Origin of the sequence: Fructilactobacillus vespulae (assembly GCF_047324295.1) — a bacterium.
Taxonomy (GTDB): Bacteria; Bacillota; Bacilli; order Lactobacillales; family Lactobacillaceae; genus Fructilactobacillus; species Fructilactobacillus vespulae.
On the sequence record NZ_CP137138.1, the window covers coordinates 1,421,742 to 1,441,166 of the forward strand.

Sequence of the window (19,425 nt, forward strand, 5' to 3'; positions counted from 1 at the left end):
AATTTTATAATTTATCATCACTTGGGAAGGTTACAATTCCAATCTCATGTGGTGCATCAGCAAAGATTGCTTCTTCTTTTATTTCAAGTCGATCATTTCGATTCATGATCTTAATTCGACAAAATGTCGGTTTAGTTTGAAGTGCTTTATACAATTGATCTTCGTTAGTTACTTTTTGCCCGTTAACCTCGATGATCAAGTCTCCAATTTTAAGTCCCATTTTACTTGCTGGAGTATCAGCTTTAACCCCTAAAACTCGAATTCCATCAATTGATTGTTCTACTGGATTAGAAGCCTTTCGATCAACCTTTTTAAAGTGACGAAGTACTAGCCAGTATGCAAAAAAGATTACTAAGATACTGATAACATCAAAAATTGAACTTTTCCAAACGAAAGCATCAACGGTTAACCCAAGACTTAACCAAGCTAACCATCCAATTGCATTTGCCATTCTCTTCATAATATTTTCTGGCATTTGGTTGAAGAACCGCAAATTAAAACCAATCAAGAACGGAACAACTAGGATGGTGACTTTTACACCATAAATTTTAAAAATGGGCCAAAAAGCACTTGTACTGTTAAATAAATCTCCTGGAATTAAAAGAATCAATGGAACAACACTGATTTTATTAAAAGCGTACGAAGCAAACTTATTTCCCCGAATGTTTTTTTCAATAATTGGGGAGTTAATCGACTTACGATTAAACTTTAAGAATAGATATTGTAAGACCAATACAATTGTTACTAATGACATAAAGTCCAAAGTTTCTGCATTATGTTCTTGCAATATCGTACTGAAGTTCCCTGAAGTAATTAGATAGAAAAAATTATCACCTAAAAAGACAATTGGAATCATTGAAATAAATAAAATTGAAACCGGAAAAATTGCGCCTGGAATTAAGAGTGCCACCATTACAAGTAGTTCATAAAATGCAATCCAAGCATATGAAACCTCAATCCCTAAAGCTGCAGTAAAGATTGATCCCACAATTCCCAATAAAATCATTGAAATTATAAAAGTCTTTATTTCAGTATGATGGGCGTTAATGGCACTATCAAACAATTTTCGCTCTCGATTAACCCGCTTTTTATAAATTAAGTAAGTGCGAATCATTCCCAGCCAAAAAGCTGGAACTATAAAGAAAAATAAAATATTAAATGCTAATTGCATAAGCTTCACCTTTATTAATTATTTTGTTTCAACTTCCACTGTAAATAACTATTAATAAATGGATTTAATTTACCATCCATAACAGCCTTTCCATTGGCAGTCTCATGATTGGTACGATGGTCTTTAACCATAGTGTAAGGATGAAAAACATAAGAACGAATCTGTGATCCCCAGCCAATTTCCAACTGTTTACCCTCAATTTTCGCTTTTTCTTGTGCCTTTTTCTCCTCTTCTATTTCGTACAACTTAGATTTTAACATATTCATCGCAGTTACCCTATTTTGTAATTGTGATCGTTGTGCTTGACTAGAAGTCACAATTCCAGTTGGTAAATGAGTAATCCGAACCGCTGAGGAAGTTTTATTGATATGTTGCCCTCCGGCTCCACTGGAACGAAATACATCAATTCGTAAATCATCGCTATTAATTTCAACGTTCACTGTCTCATCTAGTTCAGGTAAGACATTCACCGATGCAAATGAAGTATGGCGTCTTCCGGCTGAATCAAAAGGAGATAATCGTACTAATCGATGAACTCCTTTTTCAGATTTAAGGTATCCATATGCATTATGTCCGGAAATTGTTAATGCCACACTGCTGATTCCCGCAACCTCACCTGGTTGGTAATCTTCAACTTCAACCTTAAAACCATTTTGTTCTGCCCAACGTGTATACATCCGCAAGAGCATTTCTGTCCAGTCTTCAGCTTCAGTTCCTCCGGCTCCCGGGTGAATTTCTAAAATTGCATTATTTTTATCATATTTTCCGTTTAGCAACAGGTTTAAATTATAATCATCAATGTGATTTTGCACCTGCTCTAAATCGTGTGCAAACTGTTCCTCTAATTCCGAATCTGACTCCATCTTTAATAAATCAAGAGTTACTTGTAAATCGTTGGTTTCTGCAACTAAATTATGAAACACATCATATTTTGCTTTTAAAGCATTAGTTTCATCAATAATTTTTTGAGCAGCAATTTGGTCATCCCAAAATCCTGGTTCTGCCATCTTACTTTCATTAATCGAAATTGATTCATTTAGTTCATCTAAGTCAAAGAGACCCCCTAAACTTATCAATTTCGGTATTAATTTCGTCAATTTTAGCCTGTTGCTCGTTAATCTCCATCATTTTCCTCCGCTCAAAAAAAGGAGAACAATTGTCCTCCAGTTTTTATCTTTGAATGTTTTGTCTGATTTCAGCTTTCATAAATAAACGAGTAACCCCGTACTCAATGTCAGTAACCATTTCTTCAAACATTCTTGATCCTTCACGTTGATATTCAACTAGTGGATTCAATTGACCGTATCCACGAAGTCCAATTGCTTCTCTAAGTTGATCCATTGAATCAATATGGTCGGTCCAGTGTGAATCTACTACTCGTAAAATAACGACTTTTTCAAATTCTAACACTTGCGCTGGATCTTTTAATTCTTCTTCTTTTTGTTGGTAAGCTTTTTTAGCTAAATCAAGTAAGTAAGCCTTAATTTGATCAGCAGAAAGACCCTTTAGATTGTTAATACTGATGTCGTTTAAACTAACTAGAGAACTAGTAGCAAAGTCTAAAATAGTTTCAATGTTCCAATCCTTTTGGTCCCCTTGGGTATGCAAATCAATCACATGATCAATGGTTCTTTCAATCATTGGCATAATTACCCATTTTAGTGATTCTTTTTCATCAATTACGACGTTTCTCTCACCATAAATAACATCCCGTTGTTCAGACATTACATTATCGTATTTTAAAACGTTCTTTCGAGAATCGTAGTTATTACCTTCAACTCGACGTTGAGCTGATTCAACTTGTTTAGTAATCATTCGACTTCTAATTACCGCATCATCATCTTGCACTTTCAATGTCTTCAAAACGTTTTTGATTCGGTCAGAACCAAAACGACGCATTAAATCATCTTCTAGTGATAAATAGAATTGTGAGTAACCAGGATCACCTTGACGACCGGCACGACCTCTAAGTTGGTTATCAATTCTTCGTGATTCGTGTCGTTCAGTACCAATCACTGCTAAACCACCGACTTCAACCACTCCCGGTCCTAATTTAATATCAGTACCACGACCAGCCATGTTGGTAGCAATTGTAACTGCTCCCTTTTGACCAGCGTTGGCAACAATTTCAGCTTCACGAGCATGGTTTTTGGCGTTCAAAACTACGTGCGGGATTTTAGCATTATCAAGTCGTTTAGAAATGTATTCTGAAGTTTCAACTGCAACAGTTCCCAATAGAATTGGTTGACCTTGATTGTGTAATTCGGCAACTTTATCTACCACGGCATCAAATTTAGATTTCAATGTTGGATATAACACATCTTGTTCGTCAATTCTAACTACCGGTTTGTTAGTTGGAATTGAAACAGCGTTCATATTATAAATTTCTCTAAATTCTTCTTGTTCAGTTTTAGCAGTACCAGTCATTCCGGCTAACTTCTTGTAACGTCTAAACAAGTTTTGGTAAGTAATGTTGGCCATTGTCTTACTTTCTTCTTGAATGGAAACGTTTTCCTTAGCTTCAATGGCTTGGTGAAGACCGTCAGAGAAACGACGACCATCCATGATTCGTCCAGTAAATGAATCAACAATTAATACTTCATCTTCTTTAACCACATAATCCTTATCCAATTCCATTACGTAATTTGCACGTAATGCTTGGTCAATATGGTGGGTTAAGGCAGTATTATCTGTATCATAGATGTTTTTCAAATTAAAGAACTTGTCTGCCTTTTTGATTCCTGGTTCAGTTAAAGAGACCGTCTTAGTTTCCAAATCAACCTTAAAATCATCCTTGGCAGTCAATGTCTTAGCAAATCGATCAGCTTGAATATAGAGCTTATTGGCCCCTTGTGCTTGACCAGAAATAATCAATGGTGTTCGAGCCTCATCAATTAAGATTGAATCCACCTCATCAACCAAAGCAAAGTTAAGTGGTCGTTGTACCCGATCTTCTTTATAGACCACCATGTTATCTCTTAGGTAATCAAATCCAATTTCACTATTAGTGGAGTAAGTAATATCAGCATTATAGGCAGCCCGTTTTTCTTCTGGTCCCATATCTGAAGTGTTAACCCCTACTGATAATCCTAGCCAATTATATAGTTGACCCATTTGTTCGGCATCACGTTCAGAAAGGTATTCGTTAACCGTAACTACGTGAACCCCATCTCCAGAAATTGCATTCAAATAAACTGGCATTGTGGCAGTTAAAGTTTTACCTTCACCAGTTTTCATTTCAGCAATGTTACCTTCATGAAGAACAATTCCTCCCATGATTTGCACTCTAAATGGTCTTAAACCTAAAACTCTTGCGGCTCCTTCTCGAGCAACAGCAAATGCTTCAGGAAGAAGTTCATCGAGGCTTTCTCCTGCTTGGTAACGTTCTTTAAACTCGTTCGTTTTTGCTTGTAAGTCAGCATCGCTCAATTTTTCGTATTCATCTGAATATGAACTAACTCGATCAGCTAGTTTACCTAATTGTTTTATTCGGCGACGATCACTTTCAACCCATTTTTTTAAAATATTGGTTGCCATTTAATCATTTCTCCTCAAACTACGTTTTATTTTCATTCTATATCAAATCTAATAACTTTCATTCTAACATTTTATGATATTAAATAAAAACAATCTATTAAAGCTTCTCCAAAAGAATATTAACTTTCGGTTACAATCAAACCATAATTTCCATCTTTACGTCTATAGACAATATCAATAGTCTCATTATCAATGTCTTTAAAGGTATAAAAATCATGATCTAACAAGTTCATTCGCAAAATTGCTTCATCGGAAGTCATTTGTTTTAGAGGAACTCGTTTTTTTCTTTTGATTTTAAACTGAACTGTATCAGTAGGCGTTTCTTTAAACAGCTTGTTATTACCGTTTCTTTTAGCCTGTTCGTTAATCCGACCTTGATATTTATCAATTTGTTTCTTGATTTTTTTAATCGTTGCCTTAACACTAGTAGCGTAATCGCTTGCGGTTGCTTCACCCCTTACTAAAACAAACGGAAAAATAATGGTTATTTCTGATTTAACATCCTGATTCTTAAAACCAAAAAGATTAACGTGTGCTACGGCGTTGACGTCACTTTCAAAATAACGATTAATTTGTTCCATCTGTTCTGCTACATAGTTGCGAAGATCGTCAGTAATTTCTACATCGTCTCCTCTAATATTAAAAGATAACATCTTGAAATCCTCCCCAATAACTACTTTTTAAAAGCCCTTTACCTCTATTATAGTTTAAATTTGATAAATAACAATCAATCAACGAGCCAGGGTAATGCTACGAACTGTTTTTGCTCCTGCACTTTTAAGTAACTGTGCAGCATGATGAACCGTCGCCCCGGTTGTATAAATATCATCAACCAAACAAATGTCTTTCGCTTCAATTTGAGTTGAATATTTTGCATCAATTTCAAAAGGTTGCCCGGTTAAAAGTCTTTCTAGTCGATTCTTTTCAAATTGAGATTTAGCTTTCGGTTTGGCTATTAAAGCTGGCGTAAATTTTAAATCTAGCCACCCAACCACTTGGTTAAAGTGTCTTTTATGCATCGTTTCTGCACTAATTGGGATGGGCACAATGACGCAATCTTGGGGTAATTGTTTCTTCATTAAATTAACAAAAATATGACGTAGCTGGTAATCGCCTTGAAACTTGTATCGATCAATATATTCTTTAATGACTCCTTCATATGGATAAAAAGAATAATTATTAACCATCGGAAATTGCGATTTTTCCCATTTCTCACAATCAGCACAAACATCGCTATTTCTTTGAACTCGATTACAAACTGGACAATTTTTTTCACTCGTAGGAATTTCAAATAAATTTTGACAGTGGCGACATAAATAACTAATCTCATATCTTTTAAAGCTTAAAATAAAATGGAGACTTAGATTTCCGTTTAAAAATCCTCCACACCAGAGACACTTATCCAACTTGTTTTCCCCTTCGATTCATTTCAGTAATTTGTGCTCTTGCTGCTGCCACATTTTTGGCATAACTACCTAAATAACAATCCACATTCCCCGTTGGTCGATCCAACTTTCTTCCCACTCTTCCGGCAATTTGAACTAATGATGACACCGAAAAGACGCGTTCATCACCACCCAAAATAATCACATCAATTCCCGGAAATGTAACTCCTCTTTCTAGAATGGTCGTTGTAATTAGAAAAAGATATTCACCATCACGCATCTTTTGAACTTTTTCCATCCGGTTTTCATCGCTTGAATAAACGGTTTCCCAACACTTAGTTTCCTTAATTCTTTTTTCTAAAACCTGATTTACAACCTTCAAATCACTAATTCTAGGTACAAACAACAAAAAACGTTGCTTTTGTTGAATCTTTTTACGCACTGCTTTAATTAGTCTTTCTGGAATTTTTCCCGAATAAATTTTAGTTTTCCAATTAAAACAATAATGTATTTTAATTTGGGGCAGTAAATGCCGATGAAATCGTAGCGGCAAATAAGAAATTTCATATTCATTTTGTAATTGTTTACTAGGAGTGGCCGTCATTAATAGCATGGAACCATCCGATTTAACCGCTCGTTTAGCGGCTAATTGCAATGATTGACTGTTGGCATACGGAAAGGCATCTACTTCATCAATAATCAAAATATCAAAAGCTGCTTGAAAACGCAGCAATTGGTGGGTGGTACAAATTGTTAGCTGCCGATAGTGATAAACTTCTTCACTTTTACCGTGCAACAAAATCATCGATGTATTTTGAAAGGCTGCCTGAAACCGAGGAAATAATTCGGTACAAACGTCTACTCGCGGGGAAGCAATCCCCACTCTCAATCCATGTTCAAGTGCCCAAGCCACCCCGGTAAAGGAAATTTCTGTTTTACCCGCCCCCGTAACCGCCCATAACAACTTATCTTGCTGGTTTTGAAAAGCCATTACAATTTCATCCGAACACTTTTGCTGTAACTGGGTTAGGTTTCCTTCCCAAGTTAACACTGGATAATCCACTTTAAATTGGTTTCTTTCGGTTAAATGCACTAACTGCATTGTATTGTCTAATCGACCAAGGTTGAGACACTCGTTACAATAAAAATTTTCATCTGGTAATTTGACAATTCTCTTTTCACAATCGGCATTACATCTAGTACAATGAACATGAGTCTGATTAACAGTTAAAGCTGCTACCTTTTCGATTTCAGTAATGTTTAATAACTTTGTATCGCATTCTTGTGCTGGAACTAACCTTCCAAATAAATCTTCTTTATCTGTTATCATTTAAATCACCTCAAAATTAAAATACGTATTTAAGGATTGAATTAATTAATGAAAAACAAATTTTTAACCATCACTAAAAACGGAACCAACGAAATCATTATAAAAAAATCAAAATTCATCACTAATATTGCTCGTGTTGAAACTGAAGAAGAAGCCAAAGAATTTTTAGCAGCAGTTTGTGAAGAACACAAAAAAGCCACCCATAATTGTTTTGCCTATTTAATTGGGCAAACTGACCAAATCCAACGTGAAAGCGATAACGGCGAGCCAAGTGGTACCGCGGGAGTTCCTATTCTTGAAGCACTACGCAAAAATGAAGTTCATAATACAGCGGTCGTCGTTACTAGATACTTTGGTGGTATAAAACTTGGTGCTGGTGGTTTAATTCGTGCCTACAGTAATTCTGCATCCCAAGCGGTTGAAACCGTAGGAATTGTTGAAAAAGTATTACAAACTAAAATTAATATCACCGTTCCCTATAAATTAAACGATTCCTTACAGTACTATCTAAACGAAAATAATTTTGTAATCTCTAACATCAGTTACGGTGCTGCAGTTACCATTGAAACAGCAACCACTTCAGAAAACGTCACCAATTTTGTTGCCGAGCTTAACGATCAATTGGCTGGAAAAGGTGAAATTGTAATTGGTGAAGAAGAATATATCGAAATTCCCTATCATCCCAAAAAAGAAGCCAAGTAATTAAAACTACTCGACTTCTTTTTTTTCAATCATTTTATTTAAAATTCTAATTAATTCATTTTGATCATGACTATCTAAATTACTAACAATTAGTTTATCAAGATTTCTAAATTTAGCGTTAACTTCTTCGTATAATTTAGTTCCCGCTTCACTTAAATAGATCTTTTTTTGGCGTGCGTTATCTTTCGGAACTTCTCGATAGATTAAAGCCCCTTTTTCTAAGTTATTTAAAATACTAGAAATTGTGGGCTTTTTTCTATGTAAAACGTTAGCTAAATCACTTTGACTGATTCCAGAAAATTGATGGATAACTTGAATTACACGTCCCTGTTGTGGGGTAATCGTCATTTCTTTAATAATTTGTTCATGATAATGACGCCCTAATTCTCGAAATAAGCGTTGAATTTCAGTTCCTTTTGTCAAAAAAATCACTCCTTTAGTTTGACAGTTAGATATCTAACTAATATAATTAATTTCCATCAGTTAGATATCTAACTGTTAGAATTATAACAATTCTAGGAATTCATTTAAAGGAGTATTTATGGACAAGTCAAAAGAATTTAAAAATAAATCAGCTTTTCATTTTCAAGATTTTATTAAGCTAATTAAAAAAACCAAACCCAAGTACTGGCAACTATGGATTGGACTAATATTAGGGTTATTAGCAACTTTCACGCAATTAATCATTCCTAAAGCCGCTCAATCGATGGTTAATAATTTCTCTAAAGGAGTTAGTCCGACTCTAATTATCGGGGTAATCATTTTATTTATTGTTAGCGCCTTAATCAATGCCTTTTCCGGAGCTTTATTAGGTTTTTTTGGAGAAAATGTGGTTGCTAACCTAAGAAAATTATTGTGGCTTAAAATCATCCGACTTCCCATCAAGTATTTTGATAATGTGAAAACTGGGATGATGACTTCCCGATTAGTCAATGATTCCGATCAAATTAAAAATTTGCTAGCGGTGTCCTTTCCTAGTTCAGTAACTTCAATTTTTCAATTAATTGGTGCATTAGTCATCATGCTTTTCATGGACTGGAAAATGACAATAATTATGTTCATTGCAGTTCCCGTTGTAATGTTAGTTATGACCCCCGTGATGCGTAAAACTAGAAAAGTCGGTCATGAACGCCAAGGTGAACTTGCTAATTTCTCGGGTAAAGCTGAAGAAACGCTTAGTGAAATTCGACTAGTAAAGTCTTCTAACGCCGAAGACTACGAAAAGCAAAGTGGAAACAAATCTGTACAAAAGCTTTATCAAATCGGATTAAAAGAAGCAATTTATGACTCAATTGCGAGTCCCCTAATGGGAACCGTAATGATGGCTTTAATTGTGGGAGTCTTAGCTTATGGTGCTCACCGGGTAGCAATTGGTTCAATGACCATTGGAACAATGTTTGCATTTTTGATGTATCTTTTTCAAATTATCGGTCCCGTTAGTTCAATGGCCCGCTTCTTTACTGATCTATCTAAGGCCAGCGGATCCACCCAAAGAATTCAAGAATTAATGATTGAACCAATCGAAGACTTCCAAACTGGTGAAAAATTTAACGTTGACGGGCAAAAGTTAACCATGGAAAATGTTGATTTTGCATATAATAATGATCAACCAGTTCTACAAGACGTCTCTTTCACTGCTAATCCCAATACTACAATTGCCTTTGTGGGACCTTCTGGATCTGGAAAATCAACGATATTTAGTTTACTGGAAAGATATTATTCAATTGATAATGGTGCCATTCGAGTTGGAAACACCAACATTGATTCGATTAATCTCAAAAATTGGCGCTCTCAAATTGGGTTTGTTTCCCAAGATTCTGCTATCATGGCCGGAACCATCCGCCATAACTTAACGTATGGACTTGATCGTCAGTTTTCTGATGAACAACTTTGGGCCGTTTTAAAACTTGCCTATGCTGATGGGTTCGTCCGTGAAATGGATGCGGGATTGGATACTCAAGTTGGTGAACGTGGAATTAAAGTTTCTGGCGGTCAAAGACAACGTCTAGCAATTGCTCGAGCTTTCTTACGTGATCCAAAAATCTTAATGCTCGATGAAGCAACTGCCAGTTTAGATTCTGAATCAGAAGCAATGGTCCAAAAAGCCCTCCAACAACTAATGAAAGGACGAACCACCCTCACAATTGCCCATAGACTAAGTACTATTGTTGATTCTGATGATATTTATTTCATTGATCATGGAAAAGTAGCTGGTCATGGAACACATCAAGAATTACTGGATAGTCTCCCTATTTATCGTGAATACGTTAAAATTCAGTTTAAACAATCCTAAACTAAAAGCACCCTGCTCAAACGAGCAAGGTGCTTTCTTATTTTAATGATTTAAATGATAGTTATAAGTTGAAACCACAATGTTTTGACGTGAGTTTAGTGCCGCACGTAAACGAAGTCCCGTTTGATTGTGAAGTACTTGTTGCCAATGATGTCTTGGCACAAATTGTGGAACTAGAACCGTAGTCGAATAGTTCATTCGATCATCTTTTCTAGCCACTACATCACAGAAACGGAGAACTGGATCATTAATAGAACGGTACGAAGTGTGAATGTTAACAAAACGAACATCTGGATATTCTGATTTGAACTTATCTTCATTCTTCTTTTCATGACCAGGATTGGAGTCCATTGCGATGTGGACGGCAACCACATCATCACCAATTGACTGCGCGTAACTAATTGCCTCTCTGGTAACTTGGGTAACGTTACCCACTAAAACAATTACAGTTGAACCCACGTAGTTTCGCTTCTCTTGTTCTGCAAACATATTTTCAACTCGAAGTTGTTCAGCAACGCGAATGTAGTGAATATGAATCCGATAGAACAAGGTTAAAAGCAATGGCATAATTACTAAGTATGGCCATACGTCTTTAAAGTGAAGCGCAAATAAGAAACCAACTAATGAAATTGAAATAAATGCTCCGACAAAGTTAATGAAAATTTTACCGGGCCAAAATCCTTCTTTATGGTGTAACCAGTGAATAATCATTCCCGATTGCGACAACGTAAAGGGAACAAATACCCCAACAGCATATAGCGGAATCAAGAGGTTCGTTTTCCCGTTAAAAATCATAATTAGAGTAATGGCCCCAATCGCTAATGAGATAATTCCATTTGAATATCCCAAACGATCACCTTTATCAAGGTAGGCATGGGGAAGATACTTATCTTTTGCCATGTTATAAGCCAAAATTGGAAAGGCTGAAAATCCTGTATTTGCTGCAACTGCCAAAATCAAGGCCGTTGACATTTGTAATACATAATAGAAGAAGCCGTGACCAAATACTCCAATCCCGATTTGAGAAAGAACCGTATCTTTTTCACTAGGAACGATTCCCATGTAGTAACTTAGGAAAGTAATTCCAGCAAAGAAAGCTGCTAAAACTACGGCCATTAACGCTAACGTATTAGCCGCATTTTTTCGTTTGGGTTCCTTAAAATTAGGAACCGCATTACTAATTGCTTCCACTCCGGTCAATGATGCAGAACCAGAAGAAAAAGCCTTGAAAAATAGTACTAAAGTCATTCCTTGAACGGAAGCGTTCATTGGTGCTGCAGCATGATAACTAATTTTACCAGTTAAAATGTTGTATCCACCTAAGATGATCATAAAAATAATCATCACAATAAATAGATAAACCGGAATTACTAAAAATGATGCTGAATCTCGCATCCCCCGAAGGTTAAGAATCATAATAAATATTACGATAATTATCGCTATCGGAACTTGATATTGATATAACGATGGTAAAGCAGAAGTAATCGCTTCTGTTCCAGATGTCGTTGATACCGCAACCGTCAACATATAATCAACTAATAGTGATCCACCAGCAATTAATCCCGTTGACTCACCCCAATTGGTACGAGCTACAACATATGCCCCTCCTCCAGATGGATAAGCATGGATTATTTGTCGATAGGAAAGCGTAATAGCTGCTAATAAAATTAAAACTAGAAGGGCTGCCCACATTTGAAACATCAAAGCAGCAGTTGATAGCGTAATTAAAACTGCAGTAATTTGTTCAGTTCCATAAGCAACTGAAGACAATGCATCAGATGATAATAACGCTAATCCCTTAAACTTAGTTAAAGATTGTCCAGACTCATCAGTACTTTTGAGCGGACGTCCAATAATCAATCTTTTTAGATATCGCCACATTAGTCTTGCTCCTATTTTATTATTAATTTGCTTAGATTAAGCACGTTCACTAATTGTACTATACTTCTTAATAGAAAAAAAAGAAAGATTTGAACTTCTTAAACAAATTAATTTTTTTACAAAAAAGAAGCCAAAGATTTTCATCTTGGCTTCTTTTCTCGATTTCTTTTACTACATCATACCTGGCATTCCTTGTGGCATTGCCGGAGTATTTCCCTTATCATCATCTTGTTCTGCAACAACTGCTTCAGTTGTTAGTAATAATGATGAAACCGATGCGGCATTTTGAAGTGCTGAACGACTAACCTTAGTAGGATCAACCACTCCAGCGGCAATCATATCTTCATATTTATCATCCGCTGCATTGTATCCAATTCCTGGCTTTTCCTTCTTTAAGTGATCAACTACAACTGATCCATCCACACCTGCATTAGTTGCAATTTGTTTAACTGGAGCTTCTAAGGCTCTTAGAACAATTTCCACACCAGTTTTTTCATCACCGCTAGCTTCAACTGCAGCAACATCTTTAATAATGTTGATAAATGCAGTTCCACCACCAGGAACGAATCCTTCTTGAACAGCTGCTCTAGTGGCATTTAGAGCATCTTCAATTCTGTACTTCCGTTCTTTTAATTCAGTTTCAGTAGCAGCACCAACTTTAACTACCGCTACTCCACCAGCCAATTTAGCAAGACGTTCTTGTAATTTTTGCTTATCAAAGTCAGACGTAGTGGCATCAAGTTGGCTCTTAATTTCGCTAACTCGTTTGGCGATTTCATCTTTATTACCTTGACCTTCAACTACCGTAGTCTTATCTTTAGTAATATTAATCTTATTAGCTTGCCCTAGTTGATCAATGGTGGTGTCCTTAAGGTCTAAACCTAAATCATCAGTAATCACGGTTGCACCAGTTAATACAGCGATATCTTGTAATTGTGCCTTTCTTCTATCACCAAAACCAGGTGCCTTTACAGCAACAACATTAAAGGTTCCACGCATTTTGTTAAGAACAAGGGTGGGAAGTACTTCCCCGCCAATATCATCTGCAATAATCAATAAAGAACGACCTTGTTCCACGACTGATTGAAGAAGTGGCATAATTTCTTGCATATTATTAATCTTTTTATCAGTAACTAAAATGTATGGGTTATCAAGGTTAGCTTCCATTTTTTCTTGGTCAGTCACCATGTATTGTGACAAGTAACCACGATCAAATTCCATTCCTTCAACTACGTCTAAGCTAGTATCAACTCCCTTAGAGTCTTCAATCGTAATTACTCCATCGTTACCGACTTTTTCCATTGCATCAGCAATTAACTTACCAACTGTCTTACTTGCAGAAGAAATTGAAGCAATTTGAGCAATATCGTCTTTACTTTCAACCTTATGGCTCATTTTGTGAAGACCTGCAACAGCAGCCTTAGTTGCCATTTCAATCCCACGACGAACTCCAACTGGGTTAGCTCCAGCAGTTACGTTTTTCATTCCTTCTTTAACAATCGCTTGCGTTAAAACGGTTGCTGTAGTTGTACCATCACCGGCTACATCATTAGTTTTTGACGCAACCTCTGCCACTAACTTAGCACCCATATTTTCAAAGTGGTTAGGAAGATTAATTGCTCGAGCAATTGTAACTCCATCATTTGTAATGGTTGGATCACCAGCAGTTTCTTCTAAAACCACATTACGCCCCTTAGGACCAATGGTAGTTTTAACTGTATTTGCTAATTTATCAACTCCCGCAAGCATTGAACTTCTTGCATCATCAGAAAACTTTAGTTCTTTAGCCATTTTAAATACCTCCGTTTATCTTATTTTACAATTGCAAGTAAATCATTTTCGTCCATTACCAAGTATGACTTACCTTCATAATCAATTTTTTTACCCGAATACTTATCAAACATAACCGTATCGTCAACTTTAACCACGAGTGGAAGTCGTTCTCCATTGTCCAGAACTCGACCTTCACCCACCGCTACGACTTTACCTTCAGTTGGCTTTTGCTTAGCATTTTCCGCTAAAACAATTCCGCCGATTGATTTTTCTTCTTCGTTTTGAATTTCAATAATTACTCGATTACCGATTGGTTGTAACATAATCTAAAACCTCCACATAATCTTTTTTAGCACTCTTAATATATAAGTGCTAACTTCATTTACTAATATACAGCATCCCATCCCAGAATTAAATAAAAAAGCTCACCTGCTTTGCAGTTGAACTTAATCTAACTATTCTTATTTTTTAAAACAGCATTGATTCTTTTAGCACTGAGCCAATTCCAAAAAAGCAAACCCACCCAGACCAACAGATAAATCCCTAAAAATTCTAATCCAAAGATGTAATTAATTTCCCAATCATTAAAATAGGCCACTAGCAAAATGATTCCTGCAGTTAAACTTAAATGCAAAATATAAGTTAAACACGTTGGCAAAATTTCATTGCCAATCAACATTGAAATGATACCAACTAAAAATGAACCCAGCCAAACACTAATAATTCCAAATTTCGTAATTATATTTACATCATAGGTCAATTGAACAATTAGATAACAAATTGATCCAATCATCATTCCCATAATTCCGCTCTTTAAAAATTCAAATTTATTTTTCACTACATACCCAGCCTTTCTTTTAAATCTACCAAATAACGACGACTAACGTTAATTTTGACGTTATTAGCTAGCAATGCAATCATGTTACCGGAAAAAGATGCCTCTAAAGAAACCAGCTTATTAATGTTGATCACTCCATACTTAGATACTTGAATAAAATCTCTGTTTAAACTATCTAAACAAGATTTCAAATTACCCTTAGAAATATATTGATCACCACTAACATAAAAAATTAAGTTGGGACGATTTACTTCAATTGCAATAATATCTGCTTCGTTCACAATTCGAGTCTTATCTTCTAATTTAATAGGAAAAATTGCTGTGCTAGAATCAATTGCTTTCAATTTACCTAATAATTCCAAGACTTCATCATTTAATGCAGCAGCCCTGACTTCAACTTCGATTTGATTATCAGGTAAATTTTCGGCTGGTGTAAATTTGATTTTCAAACTACTAACCTCGTTTCAATATTGCTTTTCTGATTTTTTTACTTTCTAATAACAATAATAATAACACGAGCAATGCCATTCCCAACATTATGTAACTTTCCATAATCAGGGTTAATGGTTTTCCTAAAGTAACTTTAATCCCCATTAAATTTTCAAAATTAGTTTGAACCGTAGTTGGGCTATTTTTAAACGTAGACTTCATTTGTGAATTCATTAAAACATCTCGATAAATTGCAGCATTGTATGGAGCTGGTGTCATTTTCATTATTTTTTGTGCAATCTCTGGAGTTGTTCCAATGGGGATATATACTCCTGCAAAAAAACCAGCAATCGTTCCCATAATTGAATTAACCATTCCCATTGTTTTACTAGTAGAGATTCCATTAATAATAAAATTATTAATTACCGTCCATACCAAACTACTGATAAATGCAATCAAAATCAGTTTAGGCAATAAAACTAATTGGAAAACAACCCCATCAGAAATAACAAAATAAATTTCTAATATCAGCCAAACTAATAACTGCATAAATAATCCGATTATAGCAGAACTACAAATATAGCTAAGTTGAATCTGTTTGAACGAAAGTGGTGTAATTGAAAAATCACGAACCGTTTGATTTTCTCGATCATAGACCATTTGTCCTAATGAATTCAAAGTGGTGGTAACCGCAGTTACCGTTAAGGTACCACCAATCAACCAATAATCTAATAAAATTTTTGAATCTGGAACGTTTTGCCACTGTGATAACATATTTTGTTTTAAAAAAAACAAATATAAAATAAATGAAATTAGTGCCCCAAACAACGATAAAAAGATGTTGCTAATACTGCTAAAATATAGATTTAGGTTACGTTTAATCAGACTTTTCAATTAGCGCATCTCCCTTCCAGTTAATTCCATAAAAATATCGTCCATTGTGTTTTCACGAAATTCAAAGTTATTAATATACGGCTCGTTTTCTTTTAAAATTTTAATGGCGGTGGCCGGAGTTTCAACTTTAATTGTTACTTTTTGTTCTGTAATTCTTTTCATTGAATCCTTTTCCACTTGAATTTTATCTAAATGATTACTCGTAATTACTAATAAGTTTTGCGGATATCTAGCTTTTAATCCTGGTACGGTATCGTGAATTAACATTTTTCCATGATCAATTATATAAATAAAGTCTGAATTTTCTGCTTCTTCTAAATATTGAGTTGTTAAAATAATGGTCGTTTTCCATTCACTTTGTAATTTTTCAAGTACTTCCCAGATTGCTGTTCTAGTCTGGACATCTAATCCCGTGGTCGGTTCATCTAAAAATAATACTTGTGGATGACTAAGCAGAGCCCTGGCAATATCAACTCGCCGTCTTTGCCCTCCAGATAGAACTCCATATTTCTTCTCTAAAAAAGAATCAATTCCAATTAATTTAGCAATTGCTAAAATATCGGTCTCGGTCACCGAAGAATACATCTCTGCTCGTATTTTCAGGTTCTTGATTACCGAAAATTGCTTATCTAACAAACTATTTTGAAAAACAACGCCAATTCGGTTTCGATAATTCTTTTCATTGGAACCAATTCCATCAATTTCAATTGACCCAGAATTAGGTTGTAGTAACCCGGTCATCATCTCAATGGTAGTCGATTTACCAGAGCCATTTGGACCTAATATTGTTACAAATTCTCCTCGATTAATCGTTAGATTAAGTTCACTTACTGCTTTAAAATTTCCAAACGACTTGGTTAAATTTTTAGTTACGATAAAACTCATTTTTCCATCTCCTTTTTACCAGAATATCCTAAAAATTCCTTTAAAAGAGCACAATTTAACTAAGCGGTTTTCAAATGAACTTAACTGGTAAAAAAAGAGCAATCAAAAAAGCCCAACTAACTAAATAGTTGGACTTTCGCTTTAATTTAAATCTACTTTAGGCGCTTTAGCTGCGTTAGCGTCTGCCTGGAAGAATGGTTTGGTCTTTAAGTTTAAATTATTAGCAACAATACTACTTGGAAATGAAATAACCTTTTTATTATAAGATTGGACTTCCGCATTGTAGTCTCGTCTCGTTTGACTGATTCGATTTTCTGATCCTTCAATTTGCGTCATTAACGTTGAAACGTTAGCAGAACTAGCCAATTGCGGATAATTTTCATGAACCGCATTGATCAATACTTGAGTTTGCTTCCCTAAATTATCAGAAGCCTTGACCTTATCGCTAGGTGTACTTGCACTGTCGTATTGTTTTCTAGCAGTGGCAATATCGCCAAAGATTTTTTGTTCGTTTTTCATGTTACCTTTAACGGCACCCACTAGCTGTGGAGTTAAATCAGCTCGACGTTGTAATTGAACATCAACATTACTCCATTGTTGATCAACGTCTTGACTAGCCACGTTCAACTTGTTTTGAGTGGCAATATACCAACCTCCAATTGCTACAATCAAAAAGACTACGATTCCAGCAATTATTGAAATATTTCTTGTTTTTTTAGTCATTCTATTTTCCCTTTCCTTGGCTAAAATTTTTCTTAAAAATTGAATCCACCACCGTCGTCAGAACCAGATCCACCAAAATCACTTCCAAAACCGCCATCATCAAAGTCTGAACCACCACCAAAACCTCCGGATGGTGGAAAGAAATCATCATGATCATCAAAAGAATGGGAGTTGAAAGCTCCTAATACACCTAATGCAGTTATTAGCAACGCTGTATTAATTACCCCATCTCGAGCAATCTTCTTCTTTTCATCATCTGAAAGTCGATCGACGTAGCTATCTGGATCATTAATTCCACGATCCTGTAAATCAGCTTGTAAATTGGCATCATGGTGAATTTGATAACGTAACAACTGATCTGCATAATCTAATTCTATCAAACTTTGTAGTCCAGTTTGAAATTGTGAATCGGTACTAGGTAATCCAAACCAATTCTGAATTTCAGCAATTCTAGTTGTATGGTTAACCAAATCAGTTAGATTACCCGGATATTGTTTGCGTTTGGCATTTTGCAAAATCTCTGTTTTAACGGTCGTTTGATTCTGCGCCTTTCGTTGCTCTAACATCTGTTGATATCCTAATAGTTCCGTTTTAGATATTAAACGACTATCGTATAAGGGATTCCCCTTCTTCATTTCAATTGCAACTGCTTGCTTTAAATCTAGTGGCTGTTGCAATTGACTAGCATTTAATAAATACCACCACTGGTTATAGGTTAAACTTTGCACCCTAAAGTGACGATCATTTTCCACTTCATTATCAATCTGCTTTAAAACCGTTTCCTGGAGTTCTGCAGCTGAAACTTCCGCGTTAGCCCAATCAGTCTTCGCTAACCGTTTTTTGGTTTCAGAAATTTGGGCCTTTAATCTAAACTTAGGATAAATTAACCAATAAAAAATACTTCCTAAAGCAACCACCAATAAGACGTCAAAAATTAAAAATCCAATCAATCCGGAATTCTTTTGTAAAATAGCCGCCGGACTATCTTGTCGAATTTGCGAATTATTGTTGTCTTCATTAGTTGACCGATTACTAGGAGCATCAATTTGATTTTGATGCTTACCCAAGTAGCTGACTAATTGCGTACTTAATTTAGCAACTCCGGTATTATAGTCTTGTTGCTTAAAGGCTTGCTGAATCTCCGTTGATATAATCTGTGACTTAGCTCCATCTGGCAAAACTGCTTCCATCCCGGTCCCCGTTTCTAAACGGTTAACGTGATTTTTAGTATCAATAATTAGTAAAATACCGTTATTCCAACCTTTTTGCCCCAAACCTAACTTTTTATATTGGTCATGAGCGTAGTCTTCAATGCTTCCTTGCCCAGTTGGAATACCATTCAAAGTAATTACGGCATATTGTGGGTGACCTTTCACTTTGCTTAAATCGTCATTATTTAAACTATCAATTTGACTAATCGTATTTTCGCTTAAAACATGGGCATCATCTTTGACCCAGTTAGATTCTTTAGCTGCAGCTGGACCTACGATAGTAAAGATTGTCAGTAAAAAGATAAACCCAAATAAAAAAAGAGCTGTCAGATTATTTTTCTTAAATTGTTTCAAAATTATCTCCCCCAACTCT

The 19,425-nt window shown here is 35.5% G+C and carries 18 protein-coding genes; 2 read left to right on the forward strand and 16 right to left on the reverse strand.

The window, feature by feature from the left end; genetic code table 11:
- Positions 1 to 4 precede the first annotated feature (4 nt).
- The 6 genes from R4B61_RS07040 to R4B61_RS07065 all read right to left on the reverse strand — a co-directional run bounded on the left by R4B61_RS07040 (position 5) and on the right by R4B61_RS07065 (position 7,423).
- A complete protein-coding gene (locus R4B61_RS07040; RefSeq protein ID WP_413627546.1) occupies positions 5 to 1,171 on the reverse strand; it encodes a PDZ domain-containing protein in 1,167 nt (388 codons plus the stop codon).
- 14 nt (positions 1,172 to 1,185) lie between these two features.
- Positions 1,186 to 2,296 (reverse strand): peptide chain release factor 2 gene (gene prfB / locus R4B61_RS07045; RefSeq protein WP_413628313.1). Its coding sequence is split into 2 segments (ribosomal slippage): positions 1,186 to 2,223 and positions 2,225 to 2,296, totalling 1,110 coding nucleotides; the frame shifts between segments, so codons are not numbered across the junction.
- 45 nt (positions 2,297 to 2,341) lie between these two features.
- Complete coding sequence (gene secA, locus R4B61_RS07050) at positions 2,342 to 4,708, reverse strand: preprotein translocase subunit SecA (protein ID WP_413627547.1); 2,367 nt, start codon at positions 4,706 to 4,708, stop codon at positions 2,342 to 2,344.
- Between the two features lie 119 nt (positions 4,709 to 4,827).
- Positions 4,828 to 5,361, reverse strand: a complete 534-nt coding sequence (gene hpf, locus R4B61_RS07055) for a ribosome hibernation-promoting factor, HPF/YfiA family (protein ID WP_413627548.1) — start codon at positions 5,359 to 5,361, stop codon at positions 4,828 to 4,830.
- 78 nt (positions 5,362 to 5,439) lie between these two features.
- The gene (locus R4B61_RS07060) at positions 5,440 to 5,895 is read right to left on the reverse strand and encodes a ComF family protein (RefSeq protein WP_413627549.1); all 456 of its coding nucleotides are present in this window, start codon (positions 5,893 to 5,895) and stop codon (positions 5,440 to 5,442) included.
- Positions 5,896 to 6,106: 211 nt separating this feature from the next.
- Positions 6,107 to 7,423, reverse strand: a complete 1,317-nt coding sequence (locus R4B61_RS07065; RefSeq protein WP_413627550.1) for a DEAD/DEAH box helicase — start codon at positions 7,421 to 7,423, stop codon at positions 6,107 to 6,109.
- A gap of 48 nt (positions 7,424 to 7,471) precedes the next feature.
- Between R4B61_RS07065 and R4B61_RS07070 the strand changes: the two genes are divergently transcribed.
- Complete coding sequence (locus R4B61_RS07070; RefSeq protein WP_413627551.1) at positions 7,472 to 8,125, forward strand: YigZ family protein; 654 nt, start codon at positions 7,472 to 7,474, stop codon at positions 8,123 to 8,125.
- 6 nt (positions 8,126 to 8,131) lie between these two features.
- Here R4B61_RS07070 and R4B61_RS07075 read toward each other — a convergent pair whose 3' ends face one another.
- On the reverse strand, positions 8,132 to 8,548 hold the full coding sequence (locus R4B61_RS07075; RefSeq protein ID WP_413627552.1) for a MarR family winged helix-turn-helix transcriptional regulator: 417 nt from the start codon (positions 8,546 to 8,548) through the stop codon (positions 8,132 to 8,134).
- A 118-nt stretch (positions 8,549 to 8,666) separates the two neighbouring features.
- On the opposite strand from R4B61_RS07075, the gene R4B61_RS07080 reads away from it, so the two are divergent.
- Positions 8,667 to 10,418, forward strand: a complete 1,752-nt coding sequence (locus R4B61_RS07080) for an ABC transporter ATP-binding protein (protein WP_413627553.1) — start codon at positions 8,667 to 8,669, stop codon at positions 10,416 to 10,418.
- 42 nt (positions 10,419 to 10,460) lie between these two features.
- Here the strand turns inward: R4B61_RS07080 and R4B61_RS07085 are convergent, their stop codons facing one another.
- The 9 genes from R4B61_RS07085 to R4B61_RS07125 form a co-directional block, all read right to left on the reverse strand.
- Positions 10,461 to 12,299, reverse strand: coding sequence for an APC family permease (locus tag R4B61_RS07085; protein WP_413627554.1), 1,839 nt, complete (start codon positions 12,297 to 12,299; stop codon positions 10,461 to 10,463).
- A 171-nt stretch (positions 12,300 to 12,470) separates the two neighbouring features.
- Positions 12,471 to 14,090: a chaperonin GroEL gene (gene groL, locus R4B61_RS07090; protein ID WP_413627555.1), complete on the reverse strand. Its 1,620-nt coding sequence runs from the start codon at positions 14,088 to 14,090 to the stop codon at positions 12,471 to 12,473.
- Between the two features lie 20 nt (positions 14,091 to 14,110).
- The gene (gene groES / locus R4B61_RS07095) at positions 14,111 to 14,395 is read right to left on the reverse strand and encodes a co-chaperone GroES (protein WP_413627556.1); all 285 of its coding nucleotides are present in this window, start codon (positions 14,393 to 14,395) and stop codon (positions 14,111 to 14,113) included.
- Between the two features lie 128 nt (positions 14,396 to 14,523).
- Entirely contained in the window at positions 14,524 to 14,910 is a 387-nt protein-coding gene (locus R4B61_RS07100) for a DUF3021 family protein (RefSeq protein WP_413627557.1), read from the reverse strand.
- A complete protein-coding gene (locus R4B61_RS07105) occupies positions 14,910 to 15,359 on the reverse strand; it encodes a LytTR family DNA-binding domain-containing protein (protein ID WP_413627558.1) in 450 nt (149 codons plus the stop codon). The genes R4B61_RS07100 and R4B61_RS07105 overlap by 1 nt, the downstream gene beginning before the upstream one ends.
- A 4-nt stretch (positions 15,360 to 15,363) precedes the next feature.
- On the reverse strand, positions 15,364 to 16,113 hold the full coding sequence (locus tag R4B61_RS07110; protein WP_413627559.1) for an ABC transporter permease: 750 nt from the start codon (positions 16,111 to 16,113) through the stop codon (positions 15,364 to 15,366).
- A gap of 120 nt (positions 16,114 to 16,233) precedes the next feature.
- The gene (locus R4B61_RS07115; RefSeq protein ID WP_413627560.1) at positions 16,234 to 17,118 is read right to left on the reverse strand and encodes an ATP-binding cassette domain-containing protein; all 885 of its coding nucleotides are present in this window, start codon (positions 17,116 to 17,118) and stop codon (positions 16,234 to 16,236) included.
- A gap of 141 nt (positions 17,119 to 17,259) precedes the next feature.
- Positions 17,260 to 17,841 (reverse strand): LemA family protein, encoded by a 582-nt coding sequence (locus tag R4B61_RS07120; RefSeq protein ID WP_413627561.1) that lies wholly within the window; start codon positions 17,839 to 17,841, stop codon positions 17,260 to 17,262.
- Positions 17,842 to 17,873: 32 nt separating this feature from the next.
- Positions 17,874 to 19,406 (reverse strand): TPM domain-containing protein, encoded by a 1,533-nt coding sequence (locus R4B61_RS07125; RefSeq protein ID WP_413627562.1) that lies wholly within the window; start codon positions 19,404 to 19,406, stop codon positions 17,874 to 17,876.
- Positions 19,407 to 19,425: the final 19 nt, after the last annotated feature.

Excerpts from the sequence above, each read along its gene's own strand:
- R4B61_RS07040 (WP_413627546.1), bottom strand. The coding sequence starts at position 1,171 with ATGCAATTAGCATTTAATATTTTATTTTTCTTTATAGTTCCAGCTTTT.
- secA (WP_413627547.1), bottom strand. The coding sequence starts at position 4,708 with ATGGCAACCAATATTTTAAAAAAATGGGTTGAAAGTGATCGTCGCCGA.
- hpf (WP_413627548.1), bottom strand. The coding sequence starts at position 5,361 with ATGTTATCTTTTAATATTAGAGGAGACGATGTAGAAATTACTGACGAT.
- R4B61_RS07060 (WP_413627549.1), bottom strand. The coding sequence starts at position 5,895 with ATGGTTAATAATTATTCTTTTTATCCATATGAAGGAGTCATTAAAGAA.
- R4B61_RS07065 (WP_413627550.1), bottom strand. The coding sequence starts at position 7,423 with ATGATAACAGATAAAGAAGATTTATTTGGAAGGTTAGTTCCAGCACAA.
- R4B61_RS07070 (WP_413627551.1), top strand. The coding sequence starts at position 7,472 with ATGAAAAACAAATTTTTAACCATCACTAAAAACGGAACCAACGAAATC.
- R4B61_RS07080 (WP_413627553.1), top strand. The coding sequence starts at position 8,667 with ATGGACAAGTCAAAAGAATTTAAAAATAAATCAGCTTTTCATTTTCAA.
- R4B61_RS07085 (WP_413627554.1), bottom strand. The coding sequence starts at position 12,299 with ATGTGGCGATATCTAAAAAGATTGATTATTGGACGTCCGCTCAAAAGT.
- groL (WP_413627555.1), bottom strand. The coding sequence starts at position 14,090 with ATGGCTAAAGAACTAAAGTTTTCTGATGATGCAAGAAGTTCAATGCTT.
- groES (WP_413627556.1), bottom strand. The coding sequence starts at position 14,395 with ATGTTACAACCAATCGGTAATCGAGTAATTATTGAAATTCAAAACGAA.
- R4B61_RS07110 (WP_413627559.1), bottom strand. The coding sequence starts at position 16,113 with ATGTTATCACAGTGGCAAAACGTTCCAGATTCAAAAATTTTATTAGAT.
- R4B61_RS07115 (WP_413627560.1), bottom strand. The coding sequence starts at position 17,118 with ATGAGTTTTATCGTAACTAAAAATTTAACCAAGTCGTTTGGAAATTTT.
- R4B61_RS07120 (WP_413627561.1), bottom strand. The coding sequence starts at position 17,841 with ATGACTAAAAAAACAAGAAATATTTCAATAATTGCTGGAATCGTAGTC.